Here is a 26,883-nt window from a genome sequence, read left to right as displayed (position 1 = left end):
GCGATCAACAAGGACTCCGAGGCCCCGATCTTCGACCTCGTCGACTACGGCGTCGTCGGCGACCTCTTCCAGGTCGTCCCCCAGCTCACCGACGAGGTCAACACCCGCAAGGGCTGACCGGCCGCCCTGGCCGCAGGTGCGCTTCACGGCTCCCGCGGCCAGGTGTTCCGTTCGGCCGACGGTCGCGGTCAGACGCCGGCCGCCTCCTGGATCAGATCGGTCACCGGGCCGGGCTGGGACGCCAAGGAAGCATGGCTTGCGTACAGTTCGACGGTCTTGCGCGGGTTCATACGCTGTGCCATGCGGCGTTCGTTGTCCGGGTGGATCATGTTGTCCGCGGTGGAGACCTGGTACCAGGAAGGCTTTGCGCGCCAGGCCGGAGCGGTGACGGTGTCGCTGAACGTCGATGCAAGCGGTGCCTTCTGGGTCACCGCCATGACCAGCGCCTCGTCGACCGGCAGATCCTGGCCGAAGCTCTCGTGGAACTTGTCCTGCTTGATCCAGAGGTAGCCGTCGGAATCCGGGGCCACGTTCTCCAGCCCCGCCGGAGTCGTCTCCTCGCTGATCCGACCGCAGCTCTCCCCCGTGTCCGGGGCGAATGCGGCGATGTAGACCAGCCCAGCCACGTTGGACAGGTCCCCGGCCTCCGTGATGACCGCTCCGCCGTACGAGTGGCCCACCAGCACCACAGGTCCCTCGATCTGCTGGACCATCTTCCGCGTGCGTGCGGCGTCGTCGACCAATGAGGTGAGCGGGATCTCCACCGCGTGCAGGGAGTTGAAACCTCGTCTGTGCAGCTCGATGATGACCTTGCCCCAGTGGGCGGCGCCACCCCAGAAACCGTGGACCATGACGATGGCGGGTTTGTCGGCCATGCCATTCGCACCCTTTCCCTTGCTCGAGGGCTCTGCTGCCATCGGTCACGCTAGGCGGGCCCCTTGACACCCGCCACCGCACACCGCGGCAGGGCTACAGCCGGAACGAAAGTGCGTCTGCACGCAACTGCTTCCCAGTGTCGAGTGACCTACTGCCCCCAGGCCTCCGGTCCCTGTTCCTCCAGAGCCCTACGCGACGCACTCGATGCCGTCGGGAGACTCTCACCGAGCGCTCGGAGCGCGGTGAGGTGCGTAAGGTGTCGCCCGCACAGTCCGCCGCGCCGCACCCGTACCAGCCCCTGGCGCGACCGCAGCCCGAGCGGCCCGTTCGGGTGACGGGGTGCACGGCTCGGGGCGACTGTCCGCACAGGTGGACGACTACGTCTCCGAGGTGGTGCGCGGCCAAAGCGCCCCCGACCGCTCATCGGAGGGGGCTCACGCATCACACCTCATCGTCAGGCGCGCGGCCGGTACTCGACGACGGTCGGCGCCAGCGATACGTAGCGCTCGACGAGTTCGTCCTCGGTGACAGACCCGCCGGGCCGGTACTGGCGGCCGCAGGTGGCGCGCGAGTACCTCCTCCGGACCGCTGACCGGAGATGCCTCCGTCGAGATCACGATCGGCGACGGCACTGTGCTCCGCGCGACCCTCGCACTACCGTCCGGTCTCCCCGAACTTCCGGTCACTGAGCGGGAGTTCGTCGCCAACCTCGCCGACTACGGGGCAGACGTACCCTGGCTGCTCGTCTGCCTCTACTGGAACGGTGCTGCACAACTCATGCGCGACACCTTCCCCGTACACCATCCGAAGGACCACGCATGCGCCCGCTTCCCCTCGAAGGAATCACTGTCGTCAGCCTGGAGCAGGCCGTCGCCGCGCCCTTCGCCACCCGCCAGCTCGCCGACCTGGGGGCCAGAGTCATCAAGGTCGAACGCCCGGGTACCGGCGACTTCGCCCGGGACTACGACGAGTCCGTGCACGGCCAGTCCAGCTACTTCGTGTGGCTGAACCGGTCGAAGGAGTCGCTCACACTCGACATCAAGACGCCCGCGGGCCGTGAGGTCCTGGAACGGCTGCTCGCCGAGGCCGACGTCTTCGTGCAGAACCTTGCCCCGGGCGCGGCTCGCAGACTCGGCCTGACGAGCTCGGAGTTGAGCGAGCGCTACCCATCCATCGTCGTCTGTGACATCTCCGGATACGGCAACACCGGCCCGTGGGCGGACCGTAAGGCGTATGACCTGCTGGTGCAGTGCGAGACGGGTGTGGTGTCGCTGACCGGTTCGCCCGAAGAGCCCGTCAAAGTGGGCATCTCGATCGCCGACATCGCGGCGGGCATGTACGCGTACTCGGGCATCCTCACCGCATTGTACGAACGGCGGACGACGGGTCGGGCCCGCTCCGTGGAGGTGTCCCTCTTCGAGGCGCTCTCGGAGTGGATGGGCTCCCCCGCGTACTACACGGCGTACTCGGGCACGCAGCCCGCACGCGTCGGCGCCCAGCACGCGACGATCGCCCCGTACGGACCGTACAGCGCTGCGGACGGCAGGACCGTGCTGCTCGCCATCCAGAACGAACGCGAATGGGCGTCCTTCTGCGAGGTCTTCCTCGGCGACGTCTCCCTCTCCACCGACCCGCGCTTCCATCGGAACTCGGCCCGGGTGGCCCGCCGCGACGAACTCAACGCGATCGTCGCCGCGCGCTTCGCGGAGCTGGACGCGGCCGCCGCGGTGAAGCTCCTCGACGACGCGAAGGTCGCCAACGCGCGGCTCAATTCGGTAGCGGAGTACTGGAATCACCCGGTCCTGTCCGGCCGTGACCGCTGGCGGGACGTGTCGACGCCTGGGGGCACGATCAAGGCTCTGCTGCCTCCCGCCACCCTCAGGGGGCTGGACCCCCGCATGGACCCTGTTCCCGCCGTAGGCGAGCACACGGACAGCGTGCTGCATGGGCTCGGCTACGACGACCCCGCCATCACCGCCCTGCGCGCCGACGGCGCGGTCTGACGTCGCCGGGAAGGCTGCACGCCACGTCCGAACAGCAAGGCCGCTACGAGCAGATCACCTACGCCGTCGACGGGAGCGTCGCGACAGGGACGCTCAACCGCCCCGAAGCCGCTGATGGTCCAGGCCGGGGCCACCACCCGCATCCAGCTCGGCTGGTACGCCCCGCCACCACGGCTGGACGTGAGGCGATTCCGTGCTCCGTGTCCGGCGCTGACGAGTCTCCGCCACGGCAGGTAACCGCCAAGGCAGAACGACGACAAGCGAGTTGCCTCCGCGGAAACTCTTCGCAGCACCCGGAACCAACCGTTCGCCGGGTGCGCGGAGGAGAGACATCCATGACCAGAGCATCCGCGAGGCGGAGGTCCCGGCTGCTGGCAGCCGGGCTGTCGCTCGTACTGCTGCCGGCGGGACAGGCCGTCGCAGCAGGGGCGGTGGGGACGGCAGGAGCGGGCACCGATCGTGCCGCGTCGCCCGCACACGCACCCACGACCGCACGCACCGTCACCCTGATCACCGGTGACCAGGTGACCGTGACCGACCTCGGCGCAGGCCGGAAGTCGGTCGCCGTGGAGCGTCCCGAGGGCGCGACCGGAGCGGTTCGCAGCGAGATATCCGGCGGCCGGATCACCGTCATACCCGACGAGGCCCGGCCCTACCTCCAGGCGGGGGTCCTGGACGCCGAACTCTTCGACGTCACCGCTCTGATCGAGCAGGGGCTCGGTGACCCGGCCTCCGACGGACTGCCGCTCATCGTGACGTACACGAAGAACGCCCGGAGCGCCACGCCTCACGGAGCCCGCCAGGTCCGTGGTCTGCCGAGTGTGGGCGGTGCGGCCCTGGAGGCGTCCACCTCCGGGGAGTTCTGGCGCACGGTCGCACCCGACGTCACCTCCCGGGCCCGCAGCGCGACTTCGGGCCGAGTGCGGCTGGCGGGCGGCGTCGAGAAGATCTGGCTGGACGCCCGGGTCGACGCCGCGATGGAGTCCAGCAACGCGCAGATCGGTACCCCCGCCGCCTGGGAGGCGGGGCTGACCGGCAAGGGCGTCAAGGTCGCCGTCCTCGACACGGGCGTGGACCTGACCCACCCCGATCTCAAGGATCGGGTGACCGAGACCAAGAGCTTCATCGAGGGCCAGGAGGTCGCCGACCGAAACGGGCACGGCACACATGTCTCCTCCACCGTCGGTGGCAGCGGTGCCGCGTCCGACGGCAAGGAGAAGGGGGTCGCGCCCGACGCGACGCTCGCCGTCGGCAAGGTCCTCAGCGACCAGGGGTCCGGCACCGAGTCGCAGATCATCGCCGGCATGGAGTGGGCAGCCAAGGACATCCACGCCAGGATCGTCTCGATGAGCCTCGGATCGTCGGAGGGCAGCGACGGCACCGACCCGATGGCCCAGGCGGTGAACACCCTCTCGAAGGACACGGGCGCCCTGTTCGTGATCGCTGCGGGCAACGCCGGCTCCCCCGGCACCATCGGCTCCCCCGGCGCCGCCGACTCCGCACTCACGATCGGCGCGGTCGACTCCGCCGACAAGCGCGCCTACTTCTCCAGCCAGGGCCCGCGCCTCGGTGACAACGCGCTCAAGCCCGACCTGTCCGCGCCGGGCGTGAACATCCTCGCGGCCCGCTCGCAGCTCGTCTCCGGCAGCGGCCCGTACACCTCGATGAGCGGCACGTCGATGGCGACCCCGCACGTCGCGGGCGTGGCGGCGCTGCTCGCCCAGAAGCACCCCGACTGGAGCGGACAGCAGCTCAAGGACGGGCTGATGAGCACGTCCAAGCAGATCAGTGGCACGTCGTACGAGGTGGGTGCGGGCCGCGTCGACGTCCCGTCCGCCGTCGCCGCGCAGATCACCGCGACCGGCAGCGCGGACCTCGGCTTCACCAGCTGGCCGTACGAGGCGAACAAGCCGGTCACGAAGACGCTGACGTACACCAACGCCTCCGACCGGCCGGTCACCCTGGCGCTGGCCGCGGCAGGTGCTCCGGCCGGCGTGGTCACCCTCGCCGACTCCACCCTCACCGTGCCCGCGCACGGCACCGCGCAGACCACGGTCACCGGTGACGGCTCCGCGGCACCCGTCGGCGCCACGTCCGGCCGGATCGTCGCCAGGGACGGTGACTCGGTCGTCGCGCACACGGCCTTCGGCCTGACCAAGGAGGAGGAGCGCTACACCCTGACCGTCCACGTCAAGGACCGCGACGGCGCGGCCACCGCCGCCAACCTGGCCGTGCAGAAGCTGGCCCAGGGCGCAGATCCCTTCCCTGCCGCGGTCAACGACTCCGGCACGCTGCAGTTGCGCCTGCAGCCCGGCACGTACACCCTGTCCAGTTTCCTCGACGTGCGCGGCAGCAAGGGCAAGGACTCACTCGGTCTCGGACTCCTCACCGAGCCGGAGGTCACCTTGGACCGTGATCGCGAAGTCACCCTCGACGGGCGTAAGTTGCGGGAGATCCGGGCCGAGGTGGACCAGCGGACGCAGACCCGTCAGCTGCAGATGAAGTTCAACCGGGCGGCGAACGGCGCGTCGTACACGGGCGCCGTGCAGGTCCCGTTGAAGTACGACAGCATCTTCGCCGCGCCGACCCAAAAGCCCGCCACGGGCACCTTCGAATACCGGACCGTCTGGCGGCTCGGCAAGCCGCTCCTCGATGTCGAGGCGGGCGGCAAGCGGCTCGGCGAGACGGTCGTCCAGCCCGGATCGGACCTGTTCACCGGGCGCAAGCGGATGTCCCTCGTGGACGCGGGCACCGGAAGCCCCGCCGCCTATGCCGGCAAGAACGTGAAGGGCAAGGCGGTCGTCGTGCGCCGCACCGACGCGATCACCCCCGCCGAGCTTGCTCAGAACGCACAGGACGCGGGTGCCAAGGCCCTGTTCGTCACCGATGAGGCTCCCGGTCGGCTGTCCGCCGTGTTCAGCGGGGCCGACGGGGCGACGCGTCCGCTGTACATCGCATCGGTGAACGTCGCGGACGGAGCGCGGCTGATCGAGACCGCTCGACTCGACCGGGACGTGGAACTGACCGCAGCCCAGTTCACGCCGTATGTGTACGACCTCACCGAGGGATACCCCGGGGCGGTCCCCACGGACCTGACGTACCGACCGGCCAGGAGCGAACTGGCCGTCGTCGACGACAAGTTCCACGCGACGAAGGTCGCCGACGGCGGCGAGTTCCGATACTCGATCACCGACACTTTCCCCATCGGCATGGGCTTCCAGGAGAAGATCAAGTTCCCCGCGGAGCGCACCGACTACATCAGCGCCGGCCCCGACCAGGCGTGGCACGAGTCCATGTCCAACGGCCCGGGCGCCATCGAGCAGCGAAGCGGCATCGTGCACTACCGCGGCGGCACCCGCTCGGAAACCGACTGGTTCAAGCCGGTCTGGCACCCGTGGCTGGGCACCGGCCTCGGCTGGGGCCAGGAGCGCGCGGGCAACAACCTGCAGTTCAACACGCCGGGTTGGGGTGACTCGGGACCGGACCACACCGGCTTCGGCGATGTGTGGAACGAGAGCTCGATGACCCAGTTCACCGAGGTGTACGTGGACGGGGTGCGGGTCGACCGCAAGACCAGCTCGGGGGCGTACGCCCGCAACGTCAAGCCGACCGAGCAGGACTTCAAGGTGGTCACCGACACCACCCTGGACCCGGACGTCTGGCGGCTGTCCACGAAGGGCCACTCCGAGTGGACATTCAGGTCGTCCGCCACGCCGGCCGGCCGGTGGACGTATCTGCCTCTACTCAACCTCGGGTTCGACGTCGACACCGACCTGCACGGTGATGTGCGGGCCGAAAAGCGGCTGGATCTCGGGATCTTCTCCGAGTACGTCAAGGGCGCGCCGGACACCGGAAGGATCACCGGCTCCACGCTGGAGGTCTCCTTCGACGACGGTGCGACGTGGACGTCCGTCGAACTCGACGGCGTACGCGGCAAGTCCGCCGCCTGGGCCGGCTCGGTGCGGGTACCGGGCGACGCGCAGTACATCTCCGTGCGGGCCTCGGCCGCCGACGACCGGGGCGGCTCGGTCAAGCAGGAGATCATCCGCGCGGTGGGGGTGCGGAAGTAGCAGGCCGGGTGGGAGCTGCGCGGACGGCGGCGCGGCTCCCACCCCTCCCGCATGCGCCGAGGATCATCCGGGAGGCGGGGTGGGGCCCTGGCGTACGTGGATTCGGCGGCCGGTGAGCCGAGTGGGGGCGATGGTCAGCCACAGGCCACGGCGTCCGTCCGGCCATGGGTCCGTGTAGGCCGCCTCGTTCAGCTTATGTACGACGTTCGGGTCGGTCACCGTCGACGCAGTGCCGGTGGCCAGAACGCTCCACCCCTGACTCAGCGCGACGTCGATGTGGTCGACCTCGAAGGCGACCACGTGACCCGCCGCCGCGGCAGGCGTGGCACCGGCCGCGGTCCGGAAGGCCAGGAGGCTACCGACGACCACGTAGTTGACCGGGACAACTGCCGGCCCCTCCGCCGTGGAGACCGAGATCCGCCCCACCCCGTGCGTGGACAGCAGTTCGCGGCACTCATCAGCGCTCAGCTCGATCAGTCGCGAGTGATAACCCGCATGGCCGGTACCGGGCGGAAGATCCATGCTGCTGCCGGTGAGCTCGGAGACGGTCGTATCCAGAGCATTGGCCAGCCGCAACATGAAGCTCATGCTGGGCATCGCCTGTTGTTCCTCGACGTACTGGATGTAGGGGGTGGCCGAACCGGATCTCTCGGCCACCTCCTGCCTGCTGAGCCCCAGCTCTTCGCGACGTGCCGCCACGCGCCTGCCCACGTCACCCGGTGCCTTCGCGTGTTTCTCGCGCGAGGGGTTCCGGGGTTCTTCCTCCGACATGCTGCGCACATCCCTCTGCTGGTGGGTGCAATCGCTGTCCTGCGCCTTCGCGCGTTCCGCCTCAGCATCAATCCTGTGCCGGATCGACGCAGACCGCACGGGCCGACCGGCCGGGTCCACACCCCGCTCAGCCCATCCCCCGGTCCGGCCACGGGACGGGCACGGTGATCCGTGGGCCCCGCGGCCAGCAACGGTGGCGCGGGCCCGATCGCCTCCGGAGACCTATCGTGAGAGGTAGACGCCAACCGGACCGGAGGGGATGGTGTCGCGGTGAGCGAAGAGCATGCCGCGGGTGCCGAGGGCCTCGCGCTGTTCCCTCTGGACGAGCTTCTCCGCGAGCTGGAGGTCCGCATCAGCGCCGTACGCGGAACGCGGGACAACCTGCACAGTCTGCTCGAGGCGGTGCTCTCGGTCGGGAAGGAACTGGACCTCGCCCAGGTACTGCGCGGAATCGTGGAGGCCGCCGTCGAGCTGGTGGACGCCAGGTACGGCGCGCTGGGAGTGATCAACAAAGAGGACCGGCTCTCGGAGTTCCTCACGGTCGGTGTCGACGCCGAGCAGCGGGAGCGGATCGGATCCCTCCCCAGCGGGCACGGCATTCTCGGAGAGCTGATCCGCCATCCGGCGCCGCTCCGGCTGGCGGAACTCGCCGATCATCCGTCCTCCTACGGCTTCCCGGCCCACCACCCACCGATGCACTCGTTCCTGGGGGTGCCGATCCGCGTCCGCGAAGAGGTCTTCGGCAACCTCTACCTCACCGAGAAGCGCAGCGCGAGGGAGTTCGACGCCGAGGACGAGGCGGTGCTGTCCACCCTCGCGGTCGCGGCTGGAGTGGCGATCGAGAACGCCCGGCTGTACGAGGAGGCCCGGCGACGCGAGCAGTGGAACGCGGCGAGCGCCGAGGTGACCAGCATCCTGCTGTCGGGAGCGTCCGGCGCCGAGGTCATGAAGGTGATCATCGAAAGCGCCAGAAAGATCGTCTCGGCGGATTTCGGAGTGATAGCCGTTCCCTCGGGTGACGGAGGACGGCTGCGCAATGCTCTCACCGTCGACGCCGACAGCCCGCTGCGGTGCGCAGTTCCGGGGCCCGGGGAGAGCTTCGTCGGAGCGGCCTTCGAGTCGGCGGAGCCGGTGGTCAGCAGTGATCTGGAGCATGATCCGCGGCTGGGGCAGGACGCGTCACGGTACGGAGGGCTGGGGTCGGCGGTGGCGGTGCCCATCGGACAGCGCGGAAGCGTGCGCGGAGTCCTGCTGCTGGCCCGCAGCTCCGGCCGACCGGAGTTCCGGCCCCCTGAGATCTCGCCACTGGCGGGCTACGCCGTGCAGGCGGGCCTGGCCATGGAAGTCGCCGATCGACGCAGCGACGCCGAGCAGATCGCCCTGCTCGAGGACCGGGACCGGATCGCCCGGGATCTGCACGACCTCGCCATCCAGCGACTGTTCGCGACCGGTATGACGTTGCAGAGTGCACTCAAATTCGTGCAGCACCCGGAGTCCGCCGAGCGCCTGGAACGGGCCGTGAACGATCTCGACGACACCATCAAGGTCATCAGGTCGACCATCTTCGGTCTGCGGACCCACGAAGACGGCTGGCGGGCCCACGCGGTGACGAGGCAGGTGACCGCGGCCATCGAGACCGCGGCGCCCCTGCTGGGTTTCAGACCCACTCTGCGGGTGGACGGTTCCATCGACGCCGAGGTGCCACCGGCGGTGTCCGGTCCCCTCATCGCGGTCCTGGGGGAGGCGCTGAGCAACACCGCCCGCCATGCGGCCGCGCGCAACGTCGACGTGCACGTCGAGGCAGCCGCAGGCAAGGTGACACTGACCGTCACCGACGACGGCGTGGGCGTCCCGCCAGGAGCTGCACGAAGTGGACTGCACAACATGCAGGAGCGAGCCGTCGCACTGGGAGGCGTGTTCCGTCAGGACACCCCGCCCGGGGGAGGCACCAGGATCGTGTGGCGGGTGCATCTGTCCGGCGGAGAGACGGACGACTGAGCGGCGCACCTGGTGCGGCCTGCGCGCCGGACAGCGGTCAGGGGACCTTCGGCCCTCACCCGGGCCCCTGCGGCCCTCGTCCGGCGCAAGGCCGTGGTGGCAACGTGAAAGATGCCCCGACGTGGCAAGGAGGAATGATGACGAGCAACGCTTCCGGCCCTCCGCGACACGGGGTGGTCGTGGTCGGCACCGACGGTTCGGCCGCTGCCGGTTCCGCACTCCTGTGGGCGGCCGCTGAAGCGGCGCGGAGAGAGAGCCCGCTGCGCATCGTCCACGGCACGGACACCGAGAACCGGGCCGCTCACATGTCCGTCGAGACGCTGGACCGGATCGGGAAGGCCGGACGGGAGCTGCTGGAGGGGGGGCAGCCGAAGTCGCCCGGCACTGTCCCGGTGTCGAGGTCACGACCGAACTCAGCCGGAGCAAGCCGGCGGCCGCCCTGCGCACGGCGGCCGGAACGGACGGCACCGTCGTTGTCGGCAGCCGTGGACTGGGCGGTTTCTCCGCATTGCTGCTCGGCTCGGTCGGACTGCAGGTCGCAGCGGAAAGCGCGGTGCCCGTCGTCGTGGTCCGCGACGACGGGCAACGCGCGCAGACGGGTGTCGTCCTGGCGGCCCTGGGCGGCGCGGCAGACCTGGACTGTGTCCGCCATGCGGCACGGGCCGCCGAACCGCGTAAGGCCGCCCTGCGCATGCTGAGCGTCTGGAACGTACTCGAGTACGTGGGCCTGGTCGCTCCTCTGATGGATGACGTCGACCACCGGCGCTCCAGTGAGATCTCGGCGGTCGCCGACCGGATCCGGGAGGAGTTCCCGGGCCTGACCGTGACGACGGATGTGGAGAAGGGCAACTCGACGGCCGGTGTGCTGGTCGAGGCATCACGCGACGCCGACCTGCTGGTCATGGCCGGCGGGCGGGGTCCCCGCCTGATCGGACCGTCGCCGGCACGGATCACCCATGCCGTGCTCCACCATGCCCACTGCCCGGTCCTGCTCGTCCCGCGTGCCGGCGGGGCCGCAGAACCGGAACAGGAGAAGTCATGACCAGCAATCCGGATCACACCGAGGTGCTCGTCGGTGTCGACCTGAACAGACCGTTCCACTTGCCGCTCGTCTGGGCGGCCGACGAGGCCCACCGCAGAGGGCTGACCGTGCGGCTCCTGCTGGCCGTCCCTCCGACGCACCACGGCCACCACGTGGACAGCACCGCACAGCATCTGGCCCTGCACGCCCACGGAGGCGACTCGCTGGCGCAGGCGGCAGCCCGTGTCCACGAACGGCACGGGGACCTCGAGGTGGTCACCGAGCTGCTGGACGGGATGCCCGCCCCTTTGCTCTGCCGGCACAGCGGGCAGGCCCGCATGATCGTGCTGGGCACGCGCGGGCTGGGCCGCCTCGCGGAATTCCTGAGCGCCGGTTCGGTGACCGTGCCGGTCAGCGCGCAGGCGCCCTGCCCGGTCGTCGTGGTGCGAGAGCTCGAGCACATCACCCAGCAGCCGCCCCACGTGGTCGTCGGAGTCGACGGCAGCCCGGCCTCGGACGCAGCTGTGGCTTTCGCCTTCGAGGAGGCCGCCCTGCGTGGCGCCGAGCTCCGTGCCCTGCTGGTCCGGCAGCCGTCCATGGTCCCCTTCAGGGAATCGGCTTCGGCGGAGCCGGAGCGGCTCGAGCTGCTGTCCGAAGCGGTCGCCGGGCCGTCCGCCGACTATCCGGACGTGCACGTCACGCACGAGGTGGCGCGGGGGCACCCCGTGGAGGAGCTCGCCCGCGCCTCCGAGGGCGCCCTGGCTGTCGTGGTCGGCCGACGGGGGCAGGGCGGATACACCGGCATGCGGCTCGGCTCGGTGGTTCATGGTCTGCTGCACCGGGCGCACTGCCCCGTCATCACCGTTCCCGCACCGTGATCCGGCCGCAAGCGTGCAGGGCGCTCCGGCCGCGATCGCGCCCCGTCCGCGCCGGTGAGGCCATCGGCTGTGGCGCGCGATCTTCAGCGTGCTTCAGCCCCGGGTGGGCAGTCCCCTGGCCCTGGGCGGCGGCTCAGGTGCCGTCGGTCAGCCCGCTTCCGTGCGGAGCGTAAAGGTCGAGCAGCCGGGCCCTGGCGGACTGCAACCGGTGGGCCACCACCTGGGCGACCCACAGAGCCACGGCAGTGGCCAGCTCAGGATCCGCCTGGCACGCCTGGCGTACCTGAGCCGCGTCCAGCTCGTACGCACGTACCAGTGTCATCGCCTCTGCTCCCAGCTGCCACACATAGGGTCTGAACAGCCAGGACCAGCCGATGAGTTCACCATGGCCGAGGGACTCGATGACCGCCGGAGGGCGTCCCGGCACGCAGAAGTCGAGAGTGACCGTGCCGGTCCGCACGATCCAGAAGTGGTCGGCGCTCTGTCCTTCCTCGAAGATGCGGGTCCCTTCGGGGAACGACACTTCCGTGGCGAAGCGCATGAGCCGGTCGCGGTGCTCAGGGCCGAGCGACCGCATGGTCGGAGAGGTCATGATCGGGTCTCCTCCGCATGGGCGGCATTCTTCGTCGGTGAGGTGACGACAAGCGCATGGGCCCCTGTGCGGTCCCGTGCCGTCTCGACGCCTGCTCCGACGGACCTGGTACCAGTTTCCACCGGTCTTCCGGTGGTCCGCAGGGGCTGTCCGGCGGTGACCGGGGGCCGACCGGCCCCAAGGGCTGTCCCGTGCTCTCCCCGGCGGGCCCGTGGGCGGCCCGGCTCGCAGCCGAGCGGGGCCGCCGTGTCCACCGGCGCTGTGTCCACCGCCCCCGGCAGCTGCCGCTCGCCTTGGGCCGAACGTCCCCCATTGGGGACCGATCGTCCCTCCCGCCGATCCCGTGCGGATGTCACGGTGGCGGCACGGGGTTCTTGCCGCGGGAAGAAAGGCGATGGGGACGATGGAGCTGCCCGTGGTCGTGGGCGTGGACGGATCGGACTCCAGTCTCCGGGCAGTCGACTGGGCTGCGGACGAGGCGGCCCGACACGGGCTCCCGCTGCGAATCGTGTACGTCTCCCGATGGGAACGTTACGAGGCGGCAAGCCTGCAACAGAGCCTCGAACGCCCCTCCGAGCAAGTGCTGGCGGACAGCATCGTGACCGATGCGGCCGCACGCGCCGCAGTCCGTAACCCCGAGGTGACGGTCACCGCCGAGGTGCTGGCGCAGGACACGGTCACCGCGCTGCTGGACGAGGGACACAGGGCCACGATGCTGGTCACGGGTTCAAGGGGCCGCGGCCAGCTCAAGGAGCTCCTGCTGGGCTCGGTCAGTCTGGCCGTGGCGGCCCGCGCCCACTGCCCCGTCGTCGTGGTGCGCGGCGATGCCGCAGGAACAGTCGGCGCGCACGGGCGCATCCTTCTCGGTGCGGCCGACCCGGCCCGGGGAATCGCTGCCGTCGCGTTCGCGTTCGGAGAGGCCGCCGTCCGGAAGTGCGAGATCGACGCCGTGCGCTCCTGGCGTCGCCCGGGGTACGAGGGAACCGGTCTCCTGCGCGACACGAGCGCCCCCGGCATCCCCCGCGAGATGCGCGCGGAAACGGAGCTCGATCAGGCCCTCGGACCGTTCCTCCGCAGACATCCCGACGTCGCCGTACGCCGCTCCACGGTGGAAGGGCCGGCCCATCAGGTGCTCGTACACCGCTCGGCCGCCGCCGACCTCCTCGTCGTGGGGGCACCGCGCCGGCACGGGCGCGTGGGCCTGCAGATCGGCCGTACGGCGCACGCGGCACTCCACCATGCGCACTGTCCGGTCGCAGTGGTGCCGCAGCCTCAGTGACGAAGCAGCAGGGCGTCCTCGATCGCGATCGAGGACGCCCTCCGCGCCGTTATCCGGGCACATCGACGACGTCGTGCTGCACGCCGCCCAGCACCACCTTGAGTGCGCCGGTCTCGGCTGCAGCAGCGAACACTTCGTACGCCTCCTCCATCTGGGCGAGGTCGAAGTGGTGCGTCACCAGTGAGCCCGTGGACAGACGGCCCGCGGTCAGCATGCGCAGCAGGACGGGCGTGGAGTATGTGTCCACGAGCCCCGTCGTGATCGTCACATTCTTGATCCACAGATCCTCCAGGTGGAGTTCTGCGGGTTTGCCGTGCACCCCGGCGTTCGCCACACGACCACCTGGGCGGACCACCCTCGTGCACAGTTCGAAGCTTTCCGGTACGCCGACCGCTTCGATGGCCACATCGGCGCCGAGGCCTTCGGTGAGGTCCTCGACGAGTTGCTGAGGATCTTCTCCCGCGTTCACCACGGCGTCCGCCCCGAGCGCACGTGCTGCCTCCAGCCGGGACTGCGCCAGGTCCACGACGATGATCCGCCCCGGGGAGTACAGCCGTGCGGTGACGACGGCGGCCAGCCCGATCGGGCCGGCGCCGACGATGACCACGGTGTCGCCCGGGCGGACGCCGCCGTTGAGCACCCCCACCTCATAGGCGGTGGGCAGGATGTCGGAGAGCAGTACGCCGTCCTTGTCGTCCACCGCGGCGGGGAGCGGGTGCACCGACAGGTCGGTGTACGGGATGCGCACATACTCGGCCTGTGTGCCGTCGATCAGGTGTCCGAGTACCCATCCGCCACCGCCCCGGCACTGCCCGTAGCGCCGCTCGCGGCAGAAGCGGCAACGGCCGCACGAGGAGATGCAGGACACCAGTACCCGGTCCCCGGGACGGACCGTCCGCACGTCGTCGCCCACCTCCACGACTTCCCCGACGGCCTCGTGACCGAGCACCCGGCCCGGTGTCACCTCGGGCAGGTCGCCCTTGAGGATGTGCAGATCGGTGCCGCAGATCGTTGTCGTGCCGACTCGGACGATGGCGTCCGACGCGTCCTCGATGTCCGGGTCCGGTACCTCGTCCCAGGAACTCTTGCCCGGCCCGTGGAAAACGAATGCCTTCATCGCGATCGCTCCCTGGTGCGCGTTGCTCCGTAGCGCCCTTCCACTGCCATCGTGTGCCGAGTGCCACCGATGTGCATGGGCCGGTCGGTACCCAGAACGGGTGCACCGGCCCAATCGGAGAAGTCGGCCGGAGAGCGAGAGTGGAATTGCGCCCCGCAGGACGGAGCTCCGGTTCGGCGCACGCGGTGCGGACCATGGTCGATGTTGAATGGGAACCCGGCCGTCCCGTCGGGGAGGACGCAGGCTCCACGGCACACGGCCATGAGCCGTCCGGCCCTGGCACCACCAGGAAGATGTGGGCAAGGCAAAGGCCGGAACGCACGAGCGGGCAAGGGGCAATCATGGATGACGCACCCCAGTTCTCGGAATCAGCTCCCATCAAGGTGTTCCTGCTCGACGATCACGAAGTCGTACGCCGGGGCCTGCGTGATCTGCTCGACACCGAGCCGGACATCGTGGTCGTCGGTGAAGCCGGCACCGCCGACCATGCGCTCGCCCGCGGGCCCGCACTACGACCGGACGTAGCAGTCCTGGATGTACGCCTGCCGGACGGCGACGGCATCACCGTCTGCCGAGAACTGCGATCCCGCATGCCCGGCCTCGCCTGTCTGATGCTCACCTCGTTCGACGACGACGACGCACTGCTGGACGCGATCATGGCCGGCGCCGCCGGATACGTACTGAAGCAGATCAAGGGATCGGACCTCGTCTCCGCGGTCCGGGCCGTCGCATCGGGCCAGTCCATGCTGGATCCCGCCACCACCACACGTCTGATGAGGACGCTCCGGCACGACGACACCTCTGCCTGTGCTGCGGACGACGCCATTTCGGGGCTGTCCCCGCGCGAGCGCGAGATCCTGGACCTGATCGGCGAGGGGATGACGAACCGCCAGATCGGCAAGCAGCTCTTCCTCTCGGAGAAGACCGTGAAGAACCACATTTCGCGACTGCTCGCCAAGCTGGGTGTGGAACGGCGCATCCAGGCGGCGGTCATCGCCACCGAGGCCCGTCCTCACCCCCCCTACGCCGACGGGAACCACTGAGGAACAGAGCGGGGCAGAGGCGCGGGCGAACTCGCCGTTGCGTGCATACGACCGAAGGCCGGTATTCCGTGCCGGTTCGCAAATAATCCGCCCCCCTGCCGATACGGAATGCTTATCCAGCATTACGGTGAGCGACTAAATCATTTCCAATATGACGCGGGCCACATGACGTGGGTCACCCTTGTGCCGATTTGAGGCATTTGCCGTGTGGGGTGAGCCATATGACCGGCATCACTCCGAAGCCGAATAGTCGACCATCGAGGTCCCGCTCCCCGGCCGCGAAGCCACTTCTTCAACCATTTTCAGCGCCGGTACTAATTGCAGTAGTAAGAGGTGGGCATTGACCCGGGATTCACTCCTGATTAACAATTCTTTGCATCACCCCCCGACAGAACAGGAATTACCACGTGCAGATCACCGCGATGCCCAAGAAGTTCGCCCGCATGACCAAGACCAAGAAGATCTCGCTGGGCATGGTCGCAGCCGGCGCCGCCGTCATGGCCGGCACCGTCGTCAGCGCCCCGGCCGCCTCGGCCGCCACCCCCACCCAGTCCGGCGGCAACGTCGACACCTGGATCAACCAGGCACTCGAGGTCATGCACAAGAAGGGCATCCCGGGCACCTACGAGGGCATCCGCAAGAACCTGATGCGCGAGTCCTCCGGCAACCCCAACGCCATCAACAACTGGGACTCCAACGCCGTGAAGGGCATCCCCTCCAAGGGCCTGATGCAGGTCATCGACCCCACCTTCAACACCTACCACGTCGCCGGCACCTCGACGAACATCTACGACCCGGTCGCCAACATCACGGCCTCCGCCAACTACGCCGCACACCGCTACGGCTCGATCGACAACGTCAACTCGGCCTACTGATCCGGCCCGACGAAGCACCCCGGTCGCCCAGCAAATCCCGGGCGACCAGCGCCCGAACAAGACCCACCGGGCACAGAACCGCAGGCCGCGCCCCCGCGACCGGCCAGCCGACGACAGCCGTTCCCGCAGCCACCCACGGCACGCCCCGACCCCCCGGCGTACCCCCGCACCGTGGCTGCGGTCGAAGCGGCACCGGCCGGCACGACGTACGACACGGATGACTCCGAGGCCGGCCGGTTCACACGGTCCCGCGCCCCGGCAAGGGAAGCAGCGTCCACTCGGCATCGAAGTGTCGACGCACACCCACCGGTCGACGCCCAGCGCGACCGTCGTCACGGCACGGACAACGCCCGAAGACCCCCGCTGAACGACGCCGCGAGCGAACTGCCCAGCCGGGTAGGGTGGTTCAGTCCTGGGCCACGAGGTATTCCAGCCTCTCCTCGACGGCAGCACTCGCCGCCTTTACCGGCGACCGACGACGCCCCCCGCCGGCGGCCTGCGTGCGGCGTACGCTCCCGCGCCCGCCGCCAGCAGCATCACGCAGCCTGTGAAGATCAGTCCGGCTTGGCGCAGCCCCAGCCATGTGGCCATGGCACCGACCCCGACGACCGGCACCGAGATCCCGGTGTAGGCGACGACGAAGAACGCCGAAATGGTGCCACCACGATGCTGTGCCGGGGCGGCTCCGCTGACCAGGGTGAGTGCCGCGCGAAAGGCCAGTCCCTGACCGGTGCCGCCGCACAGGGCGCCCAGGACGAGCAGCAGCAGGGATTCGGCGATCAGTGACGACGCCACCAGCAGCAGGCCCCCGACGAGAATGCCGCACCCCACGGGGAGCGCGAGGCGCGCGCCGATCCGTTGGGTCAAGGACTGCCCGACGGTCGAAGCGAGAAACACGGAGAACACCACGGCGCCGGAGACAGCCAGGTTGTGCACACCCAGCGTCCGCGCGTCAAAGCTCGGCGCGACCGCCGTGAACAACCCGAGAAGCGCGAAGCCGGCGAACGCCGCCAGCGAGGCGGACGGGAACACACCCTTCACTTCGGGAGGCACCGTGACTCCCTGCGGCGTCAGAGGCGGCCATCTCTTCGGCTCCGCCACGGTCTCCGGCATGAACCAGGTGATCCCCGTGGCCACGGCCACCAGCCCCAGGTGGACCCAGAACGGCAGCGTCAGCGGCCAGGACGTGTACTGCGCGAGGAGACCGGAGAGCAGTGGTCCGCAGCCCAGACCACCCATGTTCGCCGCAGTGGCGGCGAATCCGGCACGCGCCTTCTGTCCGGGACCCGCCAACTCGATGACGGCGGCGGTTGCCGCGCCGCTCAGCAGGCCGGCGGCACAGCCGGACAGCAGTCGCCCCGCGAAGAGCAGTGGCAGGCCGCTCTGCAGGAGGAAGCATCCGGCACTCGCGGCGGACAGAGCCATGGCGCACAGCAGCACGGGTCGGCGCCCGACCTCGTCGGAGTAGTTTCCCGCCACCAGAAGCACGGTGATGACCGCAACGGCGTACACGGCGAAGATCACGGTCACCAACAGCTCGGAGAACCCGATCTGTTCCTGGTAGAGCCCGTACAGCGGAGTCGGCAGCGTGGTCCCGGCCATCCCGATGGCGAACACCACTGCCGCAGCCGGATAGCCCGGCCGCCGGCCACCGCCTGCATCCCCTGCGCCGTCACGAACGATCACGCACGTCACCCTACGAGCGGCCCCGCACTGCAACGGCGACCGGCACGAGGTGGCCCGCTGCCCCGCAGGAACGTGAGTGCGGGGCACTCATGTCGTCTCCCCCGTCGGCGGAGGATCCGCCGCGACCCGTTGCACCGCTGCTCCATCCCGGTTCGCCCGGCAGGGCTTCCCACAGCCGGGCGCTGCGAACCGGCAGGATCACGCCCATGGTGCGCCGACCCTCGATCCCTTCACCCGAAACCGCCATGACCCTCGTGACGGGCGCCGCCGGCGACGTCGGCCGACGGGTGGTGGAACGCCTACGCGGCGACGGTCTCCCGGTTCGCGCATTCGTGCACCGGGACGACGAGCGAGCCGCCGCGCTCCGCGACCTTGGGGCGGACGTCGCCGTGGGCGATCTGACACGCGCGGTCGACGTCGTCCGGGCGCTCGACGGCTGTCGCCGGGTGTACTTCGGACTGAGCGTCTCCTCCCACTATCTGGAGGCGACGGTGACCACGGCAGCGGCCGCCCTGGACCACGGGCAGCTCGAGGTCTTCGTCAACATGTCCCAGCTGACGGTCTCCCAGATGACACTGGCCAGCACCAGCGAGTCCAGGCAACAGCGTCAGCACTGGCTCGCCGAACAGACCCTCAACTGGTCGGGCCTCCCGGTGACCCACATCAGGCCCACGGTGTTCATGGAGAACCCGATCTTCCTGATGGCCATGGCTGGCGACGTCGCGAAGGACGACACCATCCGGCTTCCCTTCGGATCGGGCCGTACCTCCCCGGTCGCGATCCAGGACGTGGCCGAGGTGGCGGCCACCGTCCTCGCCTCGCCGGACGCACACGTGGGCCGCACCTACGGCCTGACCGGAGAGCGTTCCCGCGACATGACAGCCATCGCGGAAGAACTCACCGACGCACTGGGCAGAGACATCACCTACGTCGACGTCCCCTACGAGGAATGGGTGCGCACCGGGCTCACCCCTCTGGGCCTGCCTGAGCACGTTCGCGAGCACCTCTCCACGATGGCGCGCCTCCACGCCGCGAACAGGTACGACCGGTCCAGCGACGACGTGGAGCTGATCACCGGACACCCCCCGCTGAGCTTCCGCGACTTCGTACGGAGCCGTTCCGCGGCCTTCACCGACGCCACGCGCGCACGCTGACCGGCCGCAACCAAGGGCTGTCCCGTAATCCCTGGTGGATCAGCGCGCGTCGTCGGATGCGGTGGTTCGCAAGGCGGAGGGGCGTCCTCGTACTGGACGCATTCGGGCGTTCCGACAACGCAGCGAGGTGCCGTAACTGTCGTCGTGCGCCCGCCAGGGATTGCGGGACAGCCCTTAGGCGAGGCGCGATACCTGGTAGTGGCTGATGTACCAGCGGTCCTCGACGCGCTTCACCAGCACGCCGAGATGGACGCTCACCGTGGGCCGGTCGGTGAACGAGAAGTCGACGCTCAGGTAGCCGAGCACGAGGCCGTCGGCGGGCTGCCTGGTTTCGAGGATCCGATACGCGGCCGTCATCCCGAGGGGCTGGGAGTCGTAGTAGTCGGCGACGCCCTGCCGGCCGATGCTGTAGGGGCGCAGGCCCTGGAAGATCGCGTCCTCGGTGAAGTGGGAGGCGACCCGTTGCGGTTCGTGCCCGTCGACGGCTGCTTTCCACTGGTCGAGGACACCTCGCAGAATCGCTTCGCTGTCTGTCGTGCTGTTCATCAAGGTTCTCCTGTCAGGTGGAACGGGACTCACGGTTTCCTGTCCGGGCGGGTCTCGACGCCGGTTTCCAGGTCGGCGCCGGGCTCGGGAACAGCGATGACGGGACTGCCCGCAACGATGCCGCGTGTGTGGCAACGCCGATGAAGGCGCGGGGCGGCCGAACGGCCGCCCCCTCCAGGGCCGCACCACGAGGACCTCGGTTTCGGCCCTCACATGGGTTGTCCGAGCACGGCCCTCGACGCGCCCCGCCCGACTGAGCCCGCCGCACGACGGGCCCTGCCCCGCGGGACACGCGGGAGACGGCAGACGCCCGTTCGGGTCAGCGGCCGGCGCTCTGGCCGCCGTCGACGTGGAGGATCTCGCCGGTGACGAACGGGGCGTTCTCCAGGTAGATCACCGCGTCGACGATGTCGCTCAGCTCGCCCATCCGGCCGACCGGATGCAGTCCGGCAAGCGCCTCGTGGGTCTCCTCGGCGTGCATGGGGGTCTTGATGATGCCCGGAGAGACGGCGTTGGTGCGGATGCCGCGCTTGGCGTACTCGATGGCGAGGGACTTGGTGGCGGACTGCAGGCCACCCTTGGTCAGCGAGGCGAGTACCGAGGGAACGTTGGAGTCGGCGTGGTCGACCAGGCTGGTCGTGATGTTGACGATGTGTCCGCCGCCCTGGGCGAGCATGTGCTCGATGGCCAGCTGCGTGATGCGGAAGAACCCCAGCAGGTTCACGCCGGTCGCCGTGGCGTAGTCGTCCTGGGTGTACTCGTGGAAGGGCTTGGCGAGGAAGATGCCCGCGTTGTTGACCAGGGTGTCGACCCGGCCGAACCGCTCGATGGCGGCGGCGATGACGCGTTCGGCAGTGGCGGGGTCGGCGATGTCGCCCTGGACGGTGACGACGTCCGTGTCCTGCGACTCGGCGACGGTCCGCGAGGTGGCGACGACGCCGTAGCCGAGCTTGCGGTAGGCCTCGACGAGGCCGGCACCGATGCCCTGCGACGCGCCGGTGATGACCGCGACCTTCTGGCTCTGAGCACTCATGATGATCTTCTCCGAAACGGGATGTGTTTCGACCGATGACTAGCCGACCGGTCGCCTATCGAGAAAGGTAGACGACCGGTCGAGAAAGAGTCAACGAACATCAGAGCCGATCCAGGACCGACTTCCTCATTGCTGGTAGGCGCAGCCTCCCAGAGCGGGTGGGCCCGGGCCTGGGGTCGGGCCGGAGCCGACGTCGGTTCGCCGAGGCAGCGAGGCTGCCCTACTGCTTCCGTGCGTCGCGATCGGGCCGCCAGGCGCCTGGAGCGTCGATTCCCAGGTCGCCGACGCCGTCGCAGAGCGCGTCGACGACGGCACGTACCGCTGGGCGGGCCTCACTGCCGCGCCAGACCAGGAACCATGGCCAGTACACCTCTGGCCCGCGGACCGGACGCTGGACCAGGTCGGGCGGCAGCTGGGCGGACTGCCCCTTGGGCGAGTTGATGACCGGGCGGCCACTGCGGCGGACGTGGTCGAAGAAGGCGGAGCCGGTGATGCCGCCGTCGGAGATGTGTACGGCACGGGCCCCGGTGTCGCGGGCCAGTTGTTCGGCGTAGAGGTTCCAGGACGACCAGGAGGTGGTGTCGTCGTCGAGGAGGACGTCGGTGTTCCGGGGGAGAACGTCGCTGCTGTCATCGCCGGTGGCGACGGCGTAGAGCCGGTCGGCACCGATGAGCCGCGCGTGGAGGCCGTACTGCTCCAGGTCTTCGGTCCGCACCCAGCACACCGCGAGGTCCAGGCTGCCGTCGGCGACCCGGGCCGCCTGGGTATGGGAGGGCGCGATCCACGCATCGATGTGGAGTTGGGCCACCGCGGGAGTGCGGGCGACCAGGTCTGCCGGGAGCCAGTTGACGTAACCGAGCCGGACCCGCTCCGCTCCGGAGAGCCGGCCGGCGCGGCGCTGGAGGTCGTCAGCCCGTTCCAGCAGGGCGCGGGTGTGCGGGAGCAGGGCCGCCCCGGCCGGGGTGAGGGACACCGAGCGGCGGTCACGGTCGAACAGGCTCACGCCGAGGTCACGTTCGAGCACTTTGATCTGCTGGGACAGCGAGGGCCCGGCGATCAGGAGCCGCTCGGCGGCCCGGCCGAAGTTCAGTTCCTCGGCGACCGCGACGAAGTACCGCAGTTGACGCAACTCCACGCCCGCCATGCTACGTCCGGTGGGAGCCTGCGCCTACAAGCACCGAGGATGCCGGTCGTGGCGCCGACCCTCGTGGCAGGTACACGATGCCGGATGGAAACCGTCCACACCAGTGGCGCACCGGCGCGAACCGACGCCGACCGAACGGAGCAGAACCATGCGCGAGTTCCTGGTCGAGATCACCACCACCATCCCCGAGGGCACCACCCAGGACGAGGTCGACCGGCGTCGCGCCGCCGAAGCCGTCCGCGCCAGGGAACTGGCCGCCACCGGCCACCTGGCCCGGCTGTGGCGCCCGGTCGGCGAGCTGCGCAGCCTCGGCATCTGGCGTGCCGCCGACGAGGACGAACTCCACGAGAAGGTGCTCGGCACGCTGCCGCTGCGCTCATGGATGTCGCTCGACGTCACCCCACTTGAGTCCCACCCCAACGACCCGGGCCGGGCCGACGCCACGCCGTGACCGGCGGGCTCCCCTCCGGCATTCGCCGCCGCCGTCACGCGGCCGCGGCGATGAGCCGCGCCTGCCCCGCCCCGCATACCCGCACGGCCCCACGAGGACTTCGTCATGAACTTGCGAACCCAGCGCCGCTTCGCCGCCCGATCCAGCGGCCCGGTCACCTCGCCTTGGACCCACGTCGCGCAGGCCGCCGCAGCGCTCGCCGCGGGCATGGGGGTCGGCCGCTTCGTCTACACCCCGATCCTTCCTCTGATGCACTCCCAGGCAGGGCTGTCCTCCGCCGCAGGCGCGAATCTGGCCACCGCCAACTACATCGGGTACCTGGGCGGAGCGCTGCTGGGCATCGCGCTGCCCGCACTGGTCCGCTCACCCGCGATCCTGCGCGGTTCACTGATCGTCCTGACCGGCAGCCTCGCCGCAATGCCGTCCACCCACAGCGACACCGTGTGGATCGTGTTGCGACTGCTGGCCGGCCTGGCCAGCGCCCTGATCTTCGTCGTCGCCGTCAGCTCAGTCCTCAGCCGCCTGCGGGATCACCCCGCTCACCTGCCCGGCTGGGCATTCGGTGGCGTCGGCGCAGGCATCGCTCTGTCCGGCCTGCTCGTTCTCGTCCTGCGCTCCGTCGCCGACTGGCAGGCCGCATGGTGGGCCTCGGCCGCACTCGCCGCCGTCTTCGCCGCTGTTTCGTGGAATCTGCGCCCCGAGGCCGCACCCGCGTCCGACGTCGGCCCCACGACGGGAACCGCGCGCCGGACGGGTCCGCGCACGCACCGCTGGTTCGCCGCCCTGTTCGCCGCGTACACCCTGGAGGGCATCGGTTACATCGTCGCCGGCACGTTCCTGGTCGCGGCGATCGAGCAGAGCTCCCCGGGCTGGGCGGGCAGCGGGGCCTGGGTGCTCGTCGGTCTGGCTGCCGTACCGTCCTCGGCGCTGTGGGCACGGCTGGGTCGACGCTGGTCCCGCCCCGACCTGTTGGGCGCCGCCCTCGTCATCCAGGCGGTCGGCATCGCCCTCCCCGCGCTCACCGGCGGCGTGACGGCCGCCTTGATCTCAGCGCTGCTGTTCGGCGCGACGTTCCTCGGCGTCAGCACCATCGCCCTGGCTGCAGGAACCCACCTGCGGTTCCCCCGGTCGGTCGCCCTGCTGACAGCCGGCTACTCCGCCGGCCAGATCCTCGGCCCGCTGGTCGTCACCCCACTGCTTCACCACGGCTACCACCAGGCCCTCATCCTGGCCGCCCTGGTGGTCCTCACCGCCGCCGGTGCCTCCGCCGTCCTGCGGATCGGCTTCCCGCACCACATCGCCGTTGTGCGAAGCACCGGCCCCGGATGGCCGTCCGCACCGGCGGAGGCCACGCCGGTCCGCACCGATCGCCCTTGACGCCCCCTGTCGCCCCCCTTCAGCCCCTGGTGCTGCCGGCCGCACCGGGCGGGGGGGTGTCAGCTGCCGGCCAGTGCCTCCTGCGGTGCGCGAGCACCGAGCAGAGCCAGGCAGTTCGCCCACAGGGGGCTGAGCCGGTGGGTGTTGTTGTACAGCTTGGCGAACAGCACCTGGCCCTCGAGCTGCGCGACGACGGACCGCGCGGCTTCCCGGGTGTCGGTCACAGTGACCTCGTCGCGTTCCAGAGCCTCGGTTATGACCGAGTCGACCATCTCGACCTGTGCGTCGAAGATCTCCTGCAGTCGGGTGCGGATGGCCTCGGTCTGGTTGCTCATCTCCAGGGTGAGATTCCCGAACAGGCAGCCCGAGACGGTGCCACAGCTCTGCTGGCCGGCGCGCTGCCCCGCCTCCGTCACCTCGAACAGTTGCCGAAGCCGGTCCAGAGGTTCCGCGTCGCTGCTCAGGATGCCCGTCCAGTCCCGCTTCTGTCCGGCCCAGTGCTCGTCGATGACGGCCAGGGCCAGGGCCTCCTTGGAGTCGAAGAAGTAGTAGAAGCTGCCCTTCGGGACACCGGCCGCCTTGCAGATCTCGGCCACGCCCAGCGCCGAGTACCCGCGCAACTCGATAAGCGACTGCGCGGCACTGAGGATCTTCTCTTTGGCGTCACTGGTGCGTCCCATGCCGCGAGTGTACGACCGGTCGACCGTTACTTACTAGACCGGTCGCCTAGTAAAGAGTGGCCGCCAGGTGCCGCACGAGGGGACGCAGGTCAGACCGTGCCCGCCAGGTCTCTGTTGCACACGGGGCATCGCTCCTTGCCGTCCCAGGCGTGCCAGCCGAAGACGGCCGGTACCAGAGACTGCCCTTCCAGTTCGTCGCGTACTGCCACTCGGTACGCCCACACGCTCGCGATGTAGGGGTGGTAGGCATCGTGGAAGGCGGGTGAGGAGACGGGCGCACCCGCGGCGACGGCGCTGCGCAGTGCACGAAGCTGCTCGAACATCGCCTGGCCGGCGCCGGCGACCGTCGCGCTGGCGTCGATGAACAGCCTCTCCCGTACCTCGTAGAGCCTGGCGTCGGTCAAGGCGGCGCGGCTGGCCGACTCCAGGTCAGTGGCGGCATCAGGGGCCTGCGCGAGCCGGCGCAGTTGCGTATGCGCGGCGCCCGCGGCAGCGATGAAGTCGATGTACGCCTCGCGGCGCCGCGCGCCGAGGCCGCGGTCGGCCTCCTGCCGCGTGCGCAGACGGTCGGCCAGAACGGTTCCGGATATCGCGATCACGGCGCCGCCCAGCGTCGCAACCAACGTCCCCCACTCCACGCGCACTCCCCCTGTCCGCCGGCTCGGACGCACGGTAGCACCACGCCGCGGGCGCGCAGTTGGCCACGGGGTCGGCCGTTCCGGCCGCCCCGGTCGCGTGCTCGGGGGGGCCGAGCGCACAGCTCCTCAGAGCCGCCCCGCGTTCGGTGTCGGTGTGGACGAGTGGCAGCACGGTCCCGTCGGCGGAACGGGACGCCGACGGGACCGTGCTTGCGCGCGAGGGCTAGGAGGAGCGGGCGCTGCGGCCACGAGCGATGGCCACTCCGGCTGCGACAAGCCCCATGACGCCCGCGACAAGCCCGGCGATGCCGAGGCCTCGCGCGGTCGAGTCACTGTTCGGTGCCTCGTCTGCGGCCTTCGCTTCCGAGGACGAGGCGGTCATGGGTGCGTTCTCGTCACCCGCGGTGCCGGCGGTGAGCTTGAGAACGGGTACCGGGCTCTCCGGCTCCTCCGCGCCCTTGCGCGGCTCCTCGATCCAACGGACGACCTTGCCGTCGGAGTAGGTCTGCAGCGTCTTGAAGCCCAACTGATCGGTGTCGTCCGGCAACTGACCGAAGGCGACATCGAAGTCCTGGTACTCACCGGATCGGATCCGTCCGCCGGACCAGGTGATCTGGGAGACGGCGTCGGTAATGGTGCCGTCGTCGGTCTTGACGGGGGTCTTGAGCCTGGTGGTCGTCACCTTCGCGGTCCAGCCGTCCTGACGGGTGACGAGTACGCCCATGACCGGGTGGTCGGTGGGCAGGAATACCTGCACCTTGGTGGTGTCGGCAGTGTCCTCCTCGTTGGGCACGCGGAAGGTGAGGACGCCGTCCGTGGCGCCCTTGGCGTAGCTGTCGGGGTGGACGGTGACGTGCGCGAAGGCGACGCCCGCGGCGGTCAGGACGCCGGCGGCGGCGAGGGCGGCAACGGCGCCTGCCCGGCGCACAGCGGTGTGTGTCGAGGACATGCTGGAACTCCTTACTGGGGTCGATGGATTCAGGGCGCGTACGGACTCCCGGTGGGTGGTCCTCGACGGTGGACCGCATGCCGCAGCAGTACCTGCCGCGTCGGCCGCAGCTCACCCGCGATCCCGTGTACGAAACCCACTGCGACCGGTGCGACACACAGCCCTCTGCGTACGTGCCACCGGACCACCAGTCCAGGTACCCACGCGACCGCCCGGCGCAGCAGCGACCACAGCGCGGCCTCGCCGCGTCGCAGCCACCAGGTCACGAGGACGGCCGCCGCGATATGGACCGCGGTTGCGTGAGGCGTCAGCGCATGCGGATGGGCCATGCGCAGGCCCTGCATGGCGTGCATTCCCATCACGGCTCGAGGACGTCCGGCGTCGAATGCGACGTGCAGCCCGCCCTGGGCCGCAAGCGTCGCGCCACCGATGCCGGTCAGCGACCGCTCCCGGCCGCCCAGCAGGCAGCCGCCCACGAAGACGGGCACGAACCCGACGGCCTGCACCCACACCGGTGGTGCCGCCCCCGTCGCCAGCGCATGGACTCCGGCGGCCGGCCACACACACAGCACGGCGAAGACCACCGCGCGCACGCTCCGTACCGAAGGGGACGCCCTCATGGCGCCAGATACTCCCACGCGGAGCGATCGGTTCTCCCTGACCGCCGCATCCGCCGCGTCGTCGACCGCTCCGACGTGCCGG

At 69.8% G+C, this 26,883-nt stretch carries 23 protein-coding genes and 3 pseudogenes; 14 read left to right on the top strand and 12 right to left on the bottom strand.

Annotated features, from left to right (window positions below):
• Positions 1–117, top strand: a pseudogene (locus ACFYP5_RS34360) (electron transfer flavoprotein subunit alpha/FixB family protein); the annotation flags it as partial.
• A 71-nt stretch (positions 118–188) separates the two neighbouring features.
• On the opposite strand, the gene ACFYP5_RS34355 reads toward ACFYP5_RS34360, so the two are convergent.
• Positions 189–875, bottom strand: coding sequence for an alpha/beta hydrolase (locus ACFYP5_RS34355; protein ID WP_389043081.1), 687 nt, complete (start codon positions 873–875; stop codon positions 189–191).
• A gap of 819 nt (positions 876–1,694) precedes the next feature.
• Between ACFYP5_RS34355 and ACFYP5_RS34350 the strand changes: the two genes are divergently transcribed.
• The gene (locus ACFYP5_RS34350) at positions 1,695–2,879 is read left to right on the top strand and encodes a CaiB/BaiF CoA transferase family protein (RefSeq protein WP_389043079.1); all 1,185 of its coding nucleotides are present in this window, start codon (positions 1,695–1,697) and stop codon (positions 2,877–2,879) included.
• A 335-nt stretch (positions 2,880–3,214) separates the two neighbouring features.
• Positions 3,215–6,949 carry a S8 family serine peptidase gene (locus ACFYP5_RS34345; protein WP_389043077.1) on the top strand — a complete coding sequence of 1,245 codons (3,735 nt, stop codon included), beginning with the start codon at positions 3,215–3,217 and terminating at the stop codon, positions 6,947–6,949.
• Positions 6,950–7,012: 63 nt separating this feature from the next.
• Here the strand turns inward: ACFYP5_RS34345 and ACFYP5_RS34340 are convergent, their stop codons facing one another.
• A complete protein-coding gene (locus ACFYP5_RS34340; RefSeq protein ID WP_389043076.1) occupies positions 7,013–7,720 on the bottom strand; it encodes a pyridoxamine 5'-phosphate oxidase family protein in 708 nt (235 codons plus the stop codon).
• Between the two features lie 270 nt (positions 7,721–7,990).
• Between ACFYP5_RS34340 and ACFYP5_RS34335 the strand changes: the two genes are divergently transcribed.
• The 5 genes and pseudogenes from ACFYP5_RS34335 (at position 7,991) to ACFYP5_RS34315 (ending at position 11,617) form a co-directional block, all read left to right on the top strand.
• Positions 7,991–9,718 (top strand): GAF domain-containing protein, encoded by a 1,728-nt coding sequence (locus ACFYP5_RS34335; protein ID WP_389043075.1) that lies wholly within the window; start codon positions 7,991–7,993, stop codon positions 9,716–9,718.
• Between the two features lie 134 nt (positions 9,719–9,852).
• A pseudogene (locus tag ACFYP5_RS34330) lies at positions 9,853–9,960 on the top strand (universal stress protein); the annotation flags it as partial.
• A gap of 197 nt (positions 9,961–10,157) precedes the next feature.
• A pseudogene (locus ACFYP5_RS34325) lies at positions 10,158–10,232 on the top strand (hypothetical protein); the annotation flags it as partial.
• Positions 10,233–10,271: 39 nt separating this feature from the next.
• Positions 10,272–10,760, top strand: coding sequence for a universal stress protein (locus tag ACFYP5_RS34320; RefSeq protein ID WP_389043073.1), 489 nt, complete (start codon positions 10,272–10,274; stop codon positions 10,758–10,760).
• Complete coding sequence (locus ACFYP5_RS34315; protein ID WP_389043072.1) at positions 10,757–11,617, top strand: universal stress protein; 861 nt, start codon at positions 10,757–10,759, stop codon at positions 11,615–11,617. The genes ACFYP5_RS34320 and ACFYP5_RS34315 overlap by 4 nt, the downstream gene beginning before the upstream one ends.
• 133 nt (positions 11,618–11,750) lie before the next feature.
• On the opposite strand, the gene ACFYP5_RS34310 is transcribed toward ACFYP5_RS34315, so the two are convergent.
• The gene (locus tag ACFYP5_RS34310; protein ID WP_389043070.1) at positions 11,751–12,209 is read right to left on the bottom strand and encodes a Crp/Fnr family transcriptional regulator; all 459 of its coding nucleotides are present in this window, start codon (positions 12,207–12,209) and stop codon (positions 11,751–11,753) included.
• A 403-nt stretch (positions 12,210–12,612) separates the two neighbouring features.
• Between ACFYP5_RS34310 and ACFYP5_RS34305 the strand changes: the two genes are divergently transcribed.
• Positions 12,613–13,488 carry a universal stress protein gene (locus ACFYP5_RS34305; RefSeq protein WP_389043091.1) on the top strand — a complete coding sequence of 292 codons (876 nt, stop codon included), beginning with the start codon at positions 12,613–12,615 and terminating at the stop codon, positions 13,486–13,488.
• A 49-nt stretch (positions 13,489–13,537) separates the two neighbouring features.
• Here the strand turns inward: ACFYP5_RS34305 and ACFYP5_RS34300 are convergent, their stop codons facing one another.
• The gene (locus ACFYP5_RS34300; protein ID WP_389043068.1) at positions 13,538–14,605 is read right to left on the bottom strand and encodes a zinc-dependent alcohol dehydrogenase family protein; all 1,068 of its coding nucleotides are present in this window, start codon (positions 14,603–14,605) and stop codon (positions 13,538–13,540) included.
• Positions 14,606–14,946: 341 nt separating this feature from the next.
• Between ACFYP5_RS34300 and ACFYP5_RS34295 the strand changes: the two genes are divergently transcribed.
• Together ACFYP5_RS34295 and ACFYP5_RS34290 are read left to right on the top strand one after the other, a co-directional pair.
• On the top strand, positions 14,947–15,648 hold the full coding sequence (locus ACFYP5_RS34295) for a response regulator (protein ID WP_389043066.1): 702 nt from the start codon (positions 14,947–14,949) through the stop codon (positions 15,646–15,648).
• 422 nt (positions 15,649–16,070) lie between these two features.
• Positions 16,071–16,523, top strand: coding sequence for a transglycosylase SLT domain-containing protein (locus ACFYP5_RS34290; protein WP_389043089.1), 453 nt, complete (start codon positions 16,071–16,073; stop codon positions 16,521–16,523).
• A 462-nt stretch (positions 16,524–16,985) separates the two neighbouring features.
• Here ACFYP5_RS34290 and ACFYP5_RS34285 read toward each other — a convergent pair whose 3' ends face one another.
• Entirely contained in the window at positions 16,986–18,209 is a 1,224-nt protein-coding gene (locus tag ACFYP5_RS34285) for an MFS transporter (RefSeq protein ID WP_389043065.1), read from the bottom strand.
• A 206-nt stretch (positions 18,210–18,415) separates the two neighbouring features.
• Between ACFYP5_RS34285 and ACFYP5_RS34280 the strand changes: the two genes are divergently transcribed.
• Positions 18,416–19,363, top strand: coding sequence for an NAD(P)H-binding protein (locus tag ACFYP5_RS34280; protein WP_389043063.1), 948 nt, complete (start codon positions 18,416–18,418; stop codon positions 19,361–19,363).
• A gap of 174 nt (positions 19,364–19,537) precedes the next feature.
• Here the strand turns inward: ACFYP5_RS34280 and ACFYP5_RS34275 are convergent, their stop codons facing one another.
• The 3 genes from ACFYP5_RS34275 to ACFYP5_RS34265 form a co-directional block, all read right to left on the bottom strand.
• Positions 19,538–19,909 (bottom strand): YybH family protein, encoded by a 372-nt coding sequence (locus ACFYP5_RS34275; protein WP_389043062.1) that lies wholly within the window; start codon positions 19,907–19,909, stop codon positions 19,538–19,540.
• A 319-nt stretch (positions 19,910–20,228) separates the two neighbouring features.
• The gene (locus ACFYP5_RS34270; RefSeq protein WP_389043060.1) at positions 20,229–20,942 is read right to left on the bottom strand and encodes an SDR family NAD(P)-dependent oxidoreductase; all 714 of its coding nucleotides are present in this window, start codon (positions 20,940–20,942) and stop codon (positions 20,229–20,231) included.
• A 220-nt stretch (positions 20,943–21,162) separates the two neighbouring features.
• Positions 21,163–22,086 (bottom strand): LysR family transcriptional regulator, encoded by a 924-nt coding sequence (locus tag ACFYP5_RS34265; RefSeq protein ID WP_389043059.1) that lies wholly within the window; start codon positions 22,084–22,086, stop codon positions 21,163–21,165.
• 148 nt (positions 22,087–22,234) lie between these two features.
• Here ACFYP5_RS34265 and ACFYP5_RS34260 point away from each other — a divergent pair, with 148 nt between their 5' ends.
• Together ACFYP5_RS34260 and ACFYP5_RS34255 are read left to right on the top strand one after the other, a co-directional pair.
• Positions 22,235–22,537: a muconolactone Delta-isomerase family protein gene (locus tag ACFYP5_RS34260; protein ID WP_389043057.1), complete on the top strand. Its 303-nt coding sequence runs from the start codon at positions 22,235–22,237 to the stop codon at positions 22,535–22,537.
• A gap of 105 nt (positions 22,538–22,642) precedes the next feature.
• On the top strand, positions 22,643–23,914 hold the full coding sequence (locus ACFYP5_RS34255) for a YbfB/YjiJ family MFS transporter (protein ID WP_389043056.1): 1,272 nt from the start codon (positions 22,643–22,645) through the stop codon (positions 23,912–23,914).
• 59 nt (positions 23,915–23,973) lie between these two features.
• On the opposite strand, the gene ACFYP5_RS34250 is transcribed toward ACFYP5_RS34255, so the two are convergent.
• The 4 genes from ACFYP5_RS34250 to ACFYP5_RS34235 all read right to left on the bottom strand — a co-directional run bounded on the left by ACFYP5_RS34250 (position 23,974) and on the right by ACFYP5_RS34235 (position 26,801).
• Complete coding sequence (locus ACFYP5_RS34250; protein ID WP_389043054.1) at positions 23,974–24,594, bottom strand: TetR/AcrR family transcriptional regulator; 621 nt, start codon at positions 24,592–24,594, stop codon at positions 23,974–23,976.
• 89 nt (positions 24,595–24,683) lie between these two features.
• Entirely contained in the window at positions 24,684–25,232 is a 549-nt protein-coding gene (locus ACFYP5_RS34245) for a CchlQ (RefSeq protein WP_389043052.1), read from the bottom strand.
• Between the two features lie 223 nt (positions 25,233–25,455).
• Positions 25,456–26,181 (bottom strand): YcnI family protein, encoded by a 726-nt coding sequence (locus tag ACFYP5_RS34240; RefSeq protein ID WP_389043051.1) that lies wholly within the window; start codon positions 26,179–26,181, stop codon positions 25,456–25,458.
• A 29-nt stretch (positions 26,182–26,210) separates the two neighbouring features.
• Positions 26,211–26,801 (bottom strand): hypothetical protein, encoded by a 591-nt coding sequence (locus ACFYP5_RS34235; protein WP_389043050.1) that lies wholly within the window; start codon positions 26,799–26,801, stop codon positions 26,211–26,213.
• Positions 26,802–26,883 lie beyond the last annotated feature (82 nt).

It is taken from the genome of Streptomyces sp. NPDC005262 (assembly GCF_042872425.1).
Taxonomy (GTDB): Bacteria; Actinomycetota; Actinomycetes; order Streptomycetales; family Streptomycetaceae; genus Streptomyces.
Note: the sequence above shows the minus strand (reverse complement) of the source record. Positions and strands in the feature narration are given on the sequence as shown.

What these genes read in the sequence shown, in the direction of transcription:
- ACFYP5_RS34310 (WP_389043070.1), bottom strand. Translation starts at nt 12,209, where the DNA reads ATGACCTCTCCGACCATGCGGTCGCTCGGCCCTGAGCACCGCGACCGG.
- ACFYP5_RS34260 (WP_389043057.1), top strand. Translation starts at nt 22,235, where the DNA reads ATGCGCGAGTTCCTGGTCGAGATCACCACCACCATCCCCGAGGGCACC.
- ACFYP5_RS34340 (WP_389043076.1), bottom strand. Translation starts at nt 7,720, where the DNA reads ATGTCGGAGGAAGAACCCCGGAACCCCTCGCGCGAGAAACACGCGAAG.
- ACFYP5_RS34300 (WP_389043068.1), bottom strand. Translation starts at nt 14,605, where the DNA reads ATGAAGGCATTCGTTTTCCACGGGCCGGGCAAGAGTTCCTGGGACGAG.
- ACFYP5_RS34350 (WP_389043079.1), top strand. Translation starts at nt 1,695, where the DNA reads ATGCGCCCGCTTCCCCTCGAAGGAATCACTGTCGTCAGCCTGGAGCAG.
- ACFYP5_RS34345 (WP_389043077.1), top strand. Translation starts at nt 3,215, where the DNA reads ATGACCAGAGCATCCGCGAGGCGGAGGTCCCGGCTGCTGGCAGCCGGG.
- ACFYP5_RS34250 (WP_389043054.1), bottom strand. Translation starts at nt 24,594, where the DNA reads ATGGGACGCACCAGTGACGCCAAAGAGAAGATCCTCAGTGCCGCGCAG.
- ACFYP5_RS34280 (WP_389043063.1), top strand. Translation starts at nt 18,416, where the DNA reads ATGGTGCGCCGACCCTCGATCCCTTCACCCGAAACCGCCATGACCCTC.
- ACFYP5_RS34305 (WP_389043091.1), top strand. Translation starts at nt 12,613, where the DNA reads ATGGAGCTGCCCGTGGTCGTGGGCGTGGACGGATCGGACTCCAGTCTC.
- ACFYP5_RS34275 (WP_389043062.1), bottom strand. Translation starts at nt 19,909, where the DNA reads ATGAACAGCACGACAGACAGCGAAGCGATTCTGCGAGGTGTCCTCGAC.
- ACFYP5_RS34355 (WP_389043081.1), bottom strand. Translation starts at nt 875, where the DNA reads ATGGCCGACAAACCCGCCATCGTCATGGTCCACGGTTTCTGGGGTGGC.
- ACFYP5_RS34295 (WP_389043066.1), top strand. Translation starts at nt 14,947, where the DNA reads ATGGATGACGCACCCCAGTTCTCGGAATCAGCTCCCATCAAGGTGTTC.
- ACFYP5_RS34290 (WP_389043089.1), top strand. Translation starts at nt 16,071, where the DNA reads ATGCCCAAGAAGTTCGCCCGCATGACCAAGACCAAGAAGATCTCGCTG.
- ACFYP5_RS34255 (WP_389043056.1), top strand. Translation starts at nt 22,643, where the DNA reads ATGAACTTGCGAACCCAGCGCCGCTTCGCCGCCCGATCCAGCGGCCCG.
- ACFYP5_RS34235 (WP_389043050.1), bottom strand. Translation starts at nt 26,801, where the DNA reads ATGAGGGCGTCCCCTTCGGTACGGAGCGTGCGCGCGGTGGTCTTCGCC.
- ACFYP5_RS34240 (WP_389043051.1), bottom strand. Translation starts at nt 26,181, where the DNA reads ATGTCCTCGACACACACCGCTGTGCGCCGGGCAGGCGCCGTTGCCGCC.
- ACFYP5_RS34270 (WP_389043060.1), bottom strand. Translation starts at nt 20,942, where the DNA reads ATGAGTGCTCAGAGCCAGAAGGTCGCGGTCATCACCGGCGCGTCGCAG.
- ACFYP5_RS34265 (WP_389043059.1), bottom strand. Translation starts at nt 22,086, where the DNA reads ATGGCGGGCGTGGAGTTGCGTCAACTGCGGTACTTCGTCGCGGTCGCC.
- ACFYP5_RS34315 (WP_389043072.1), top strand. Translation starts at nt 10,757, where the DNA reads ATGACCAGCAATCCGGATCACACCGAGGTGCTCGTCGGTGTCGACCTG.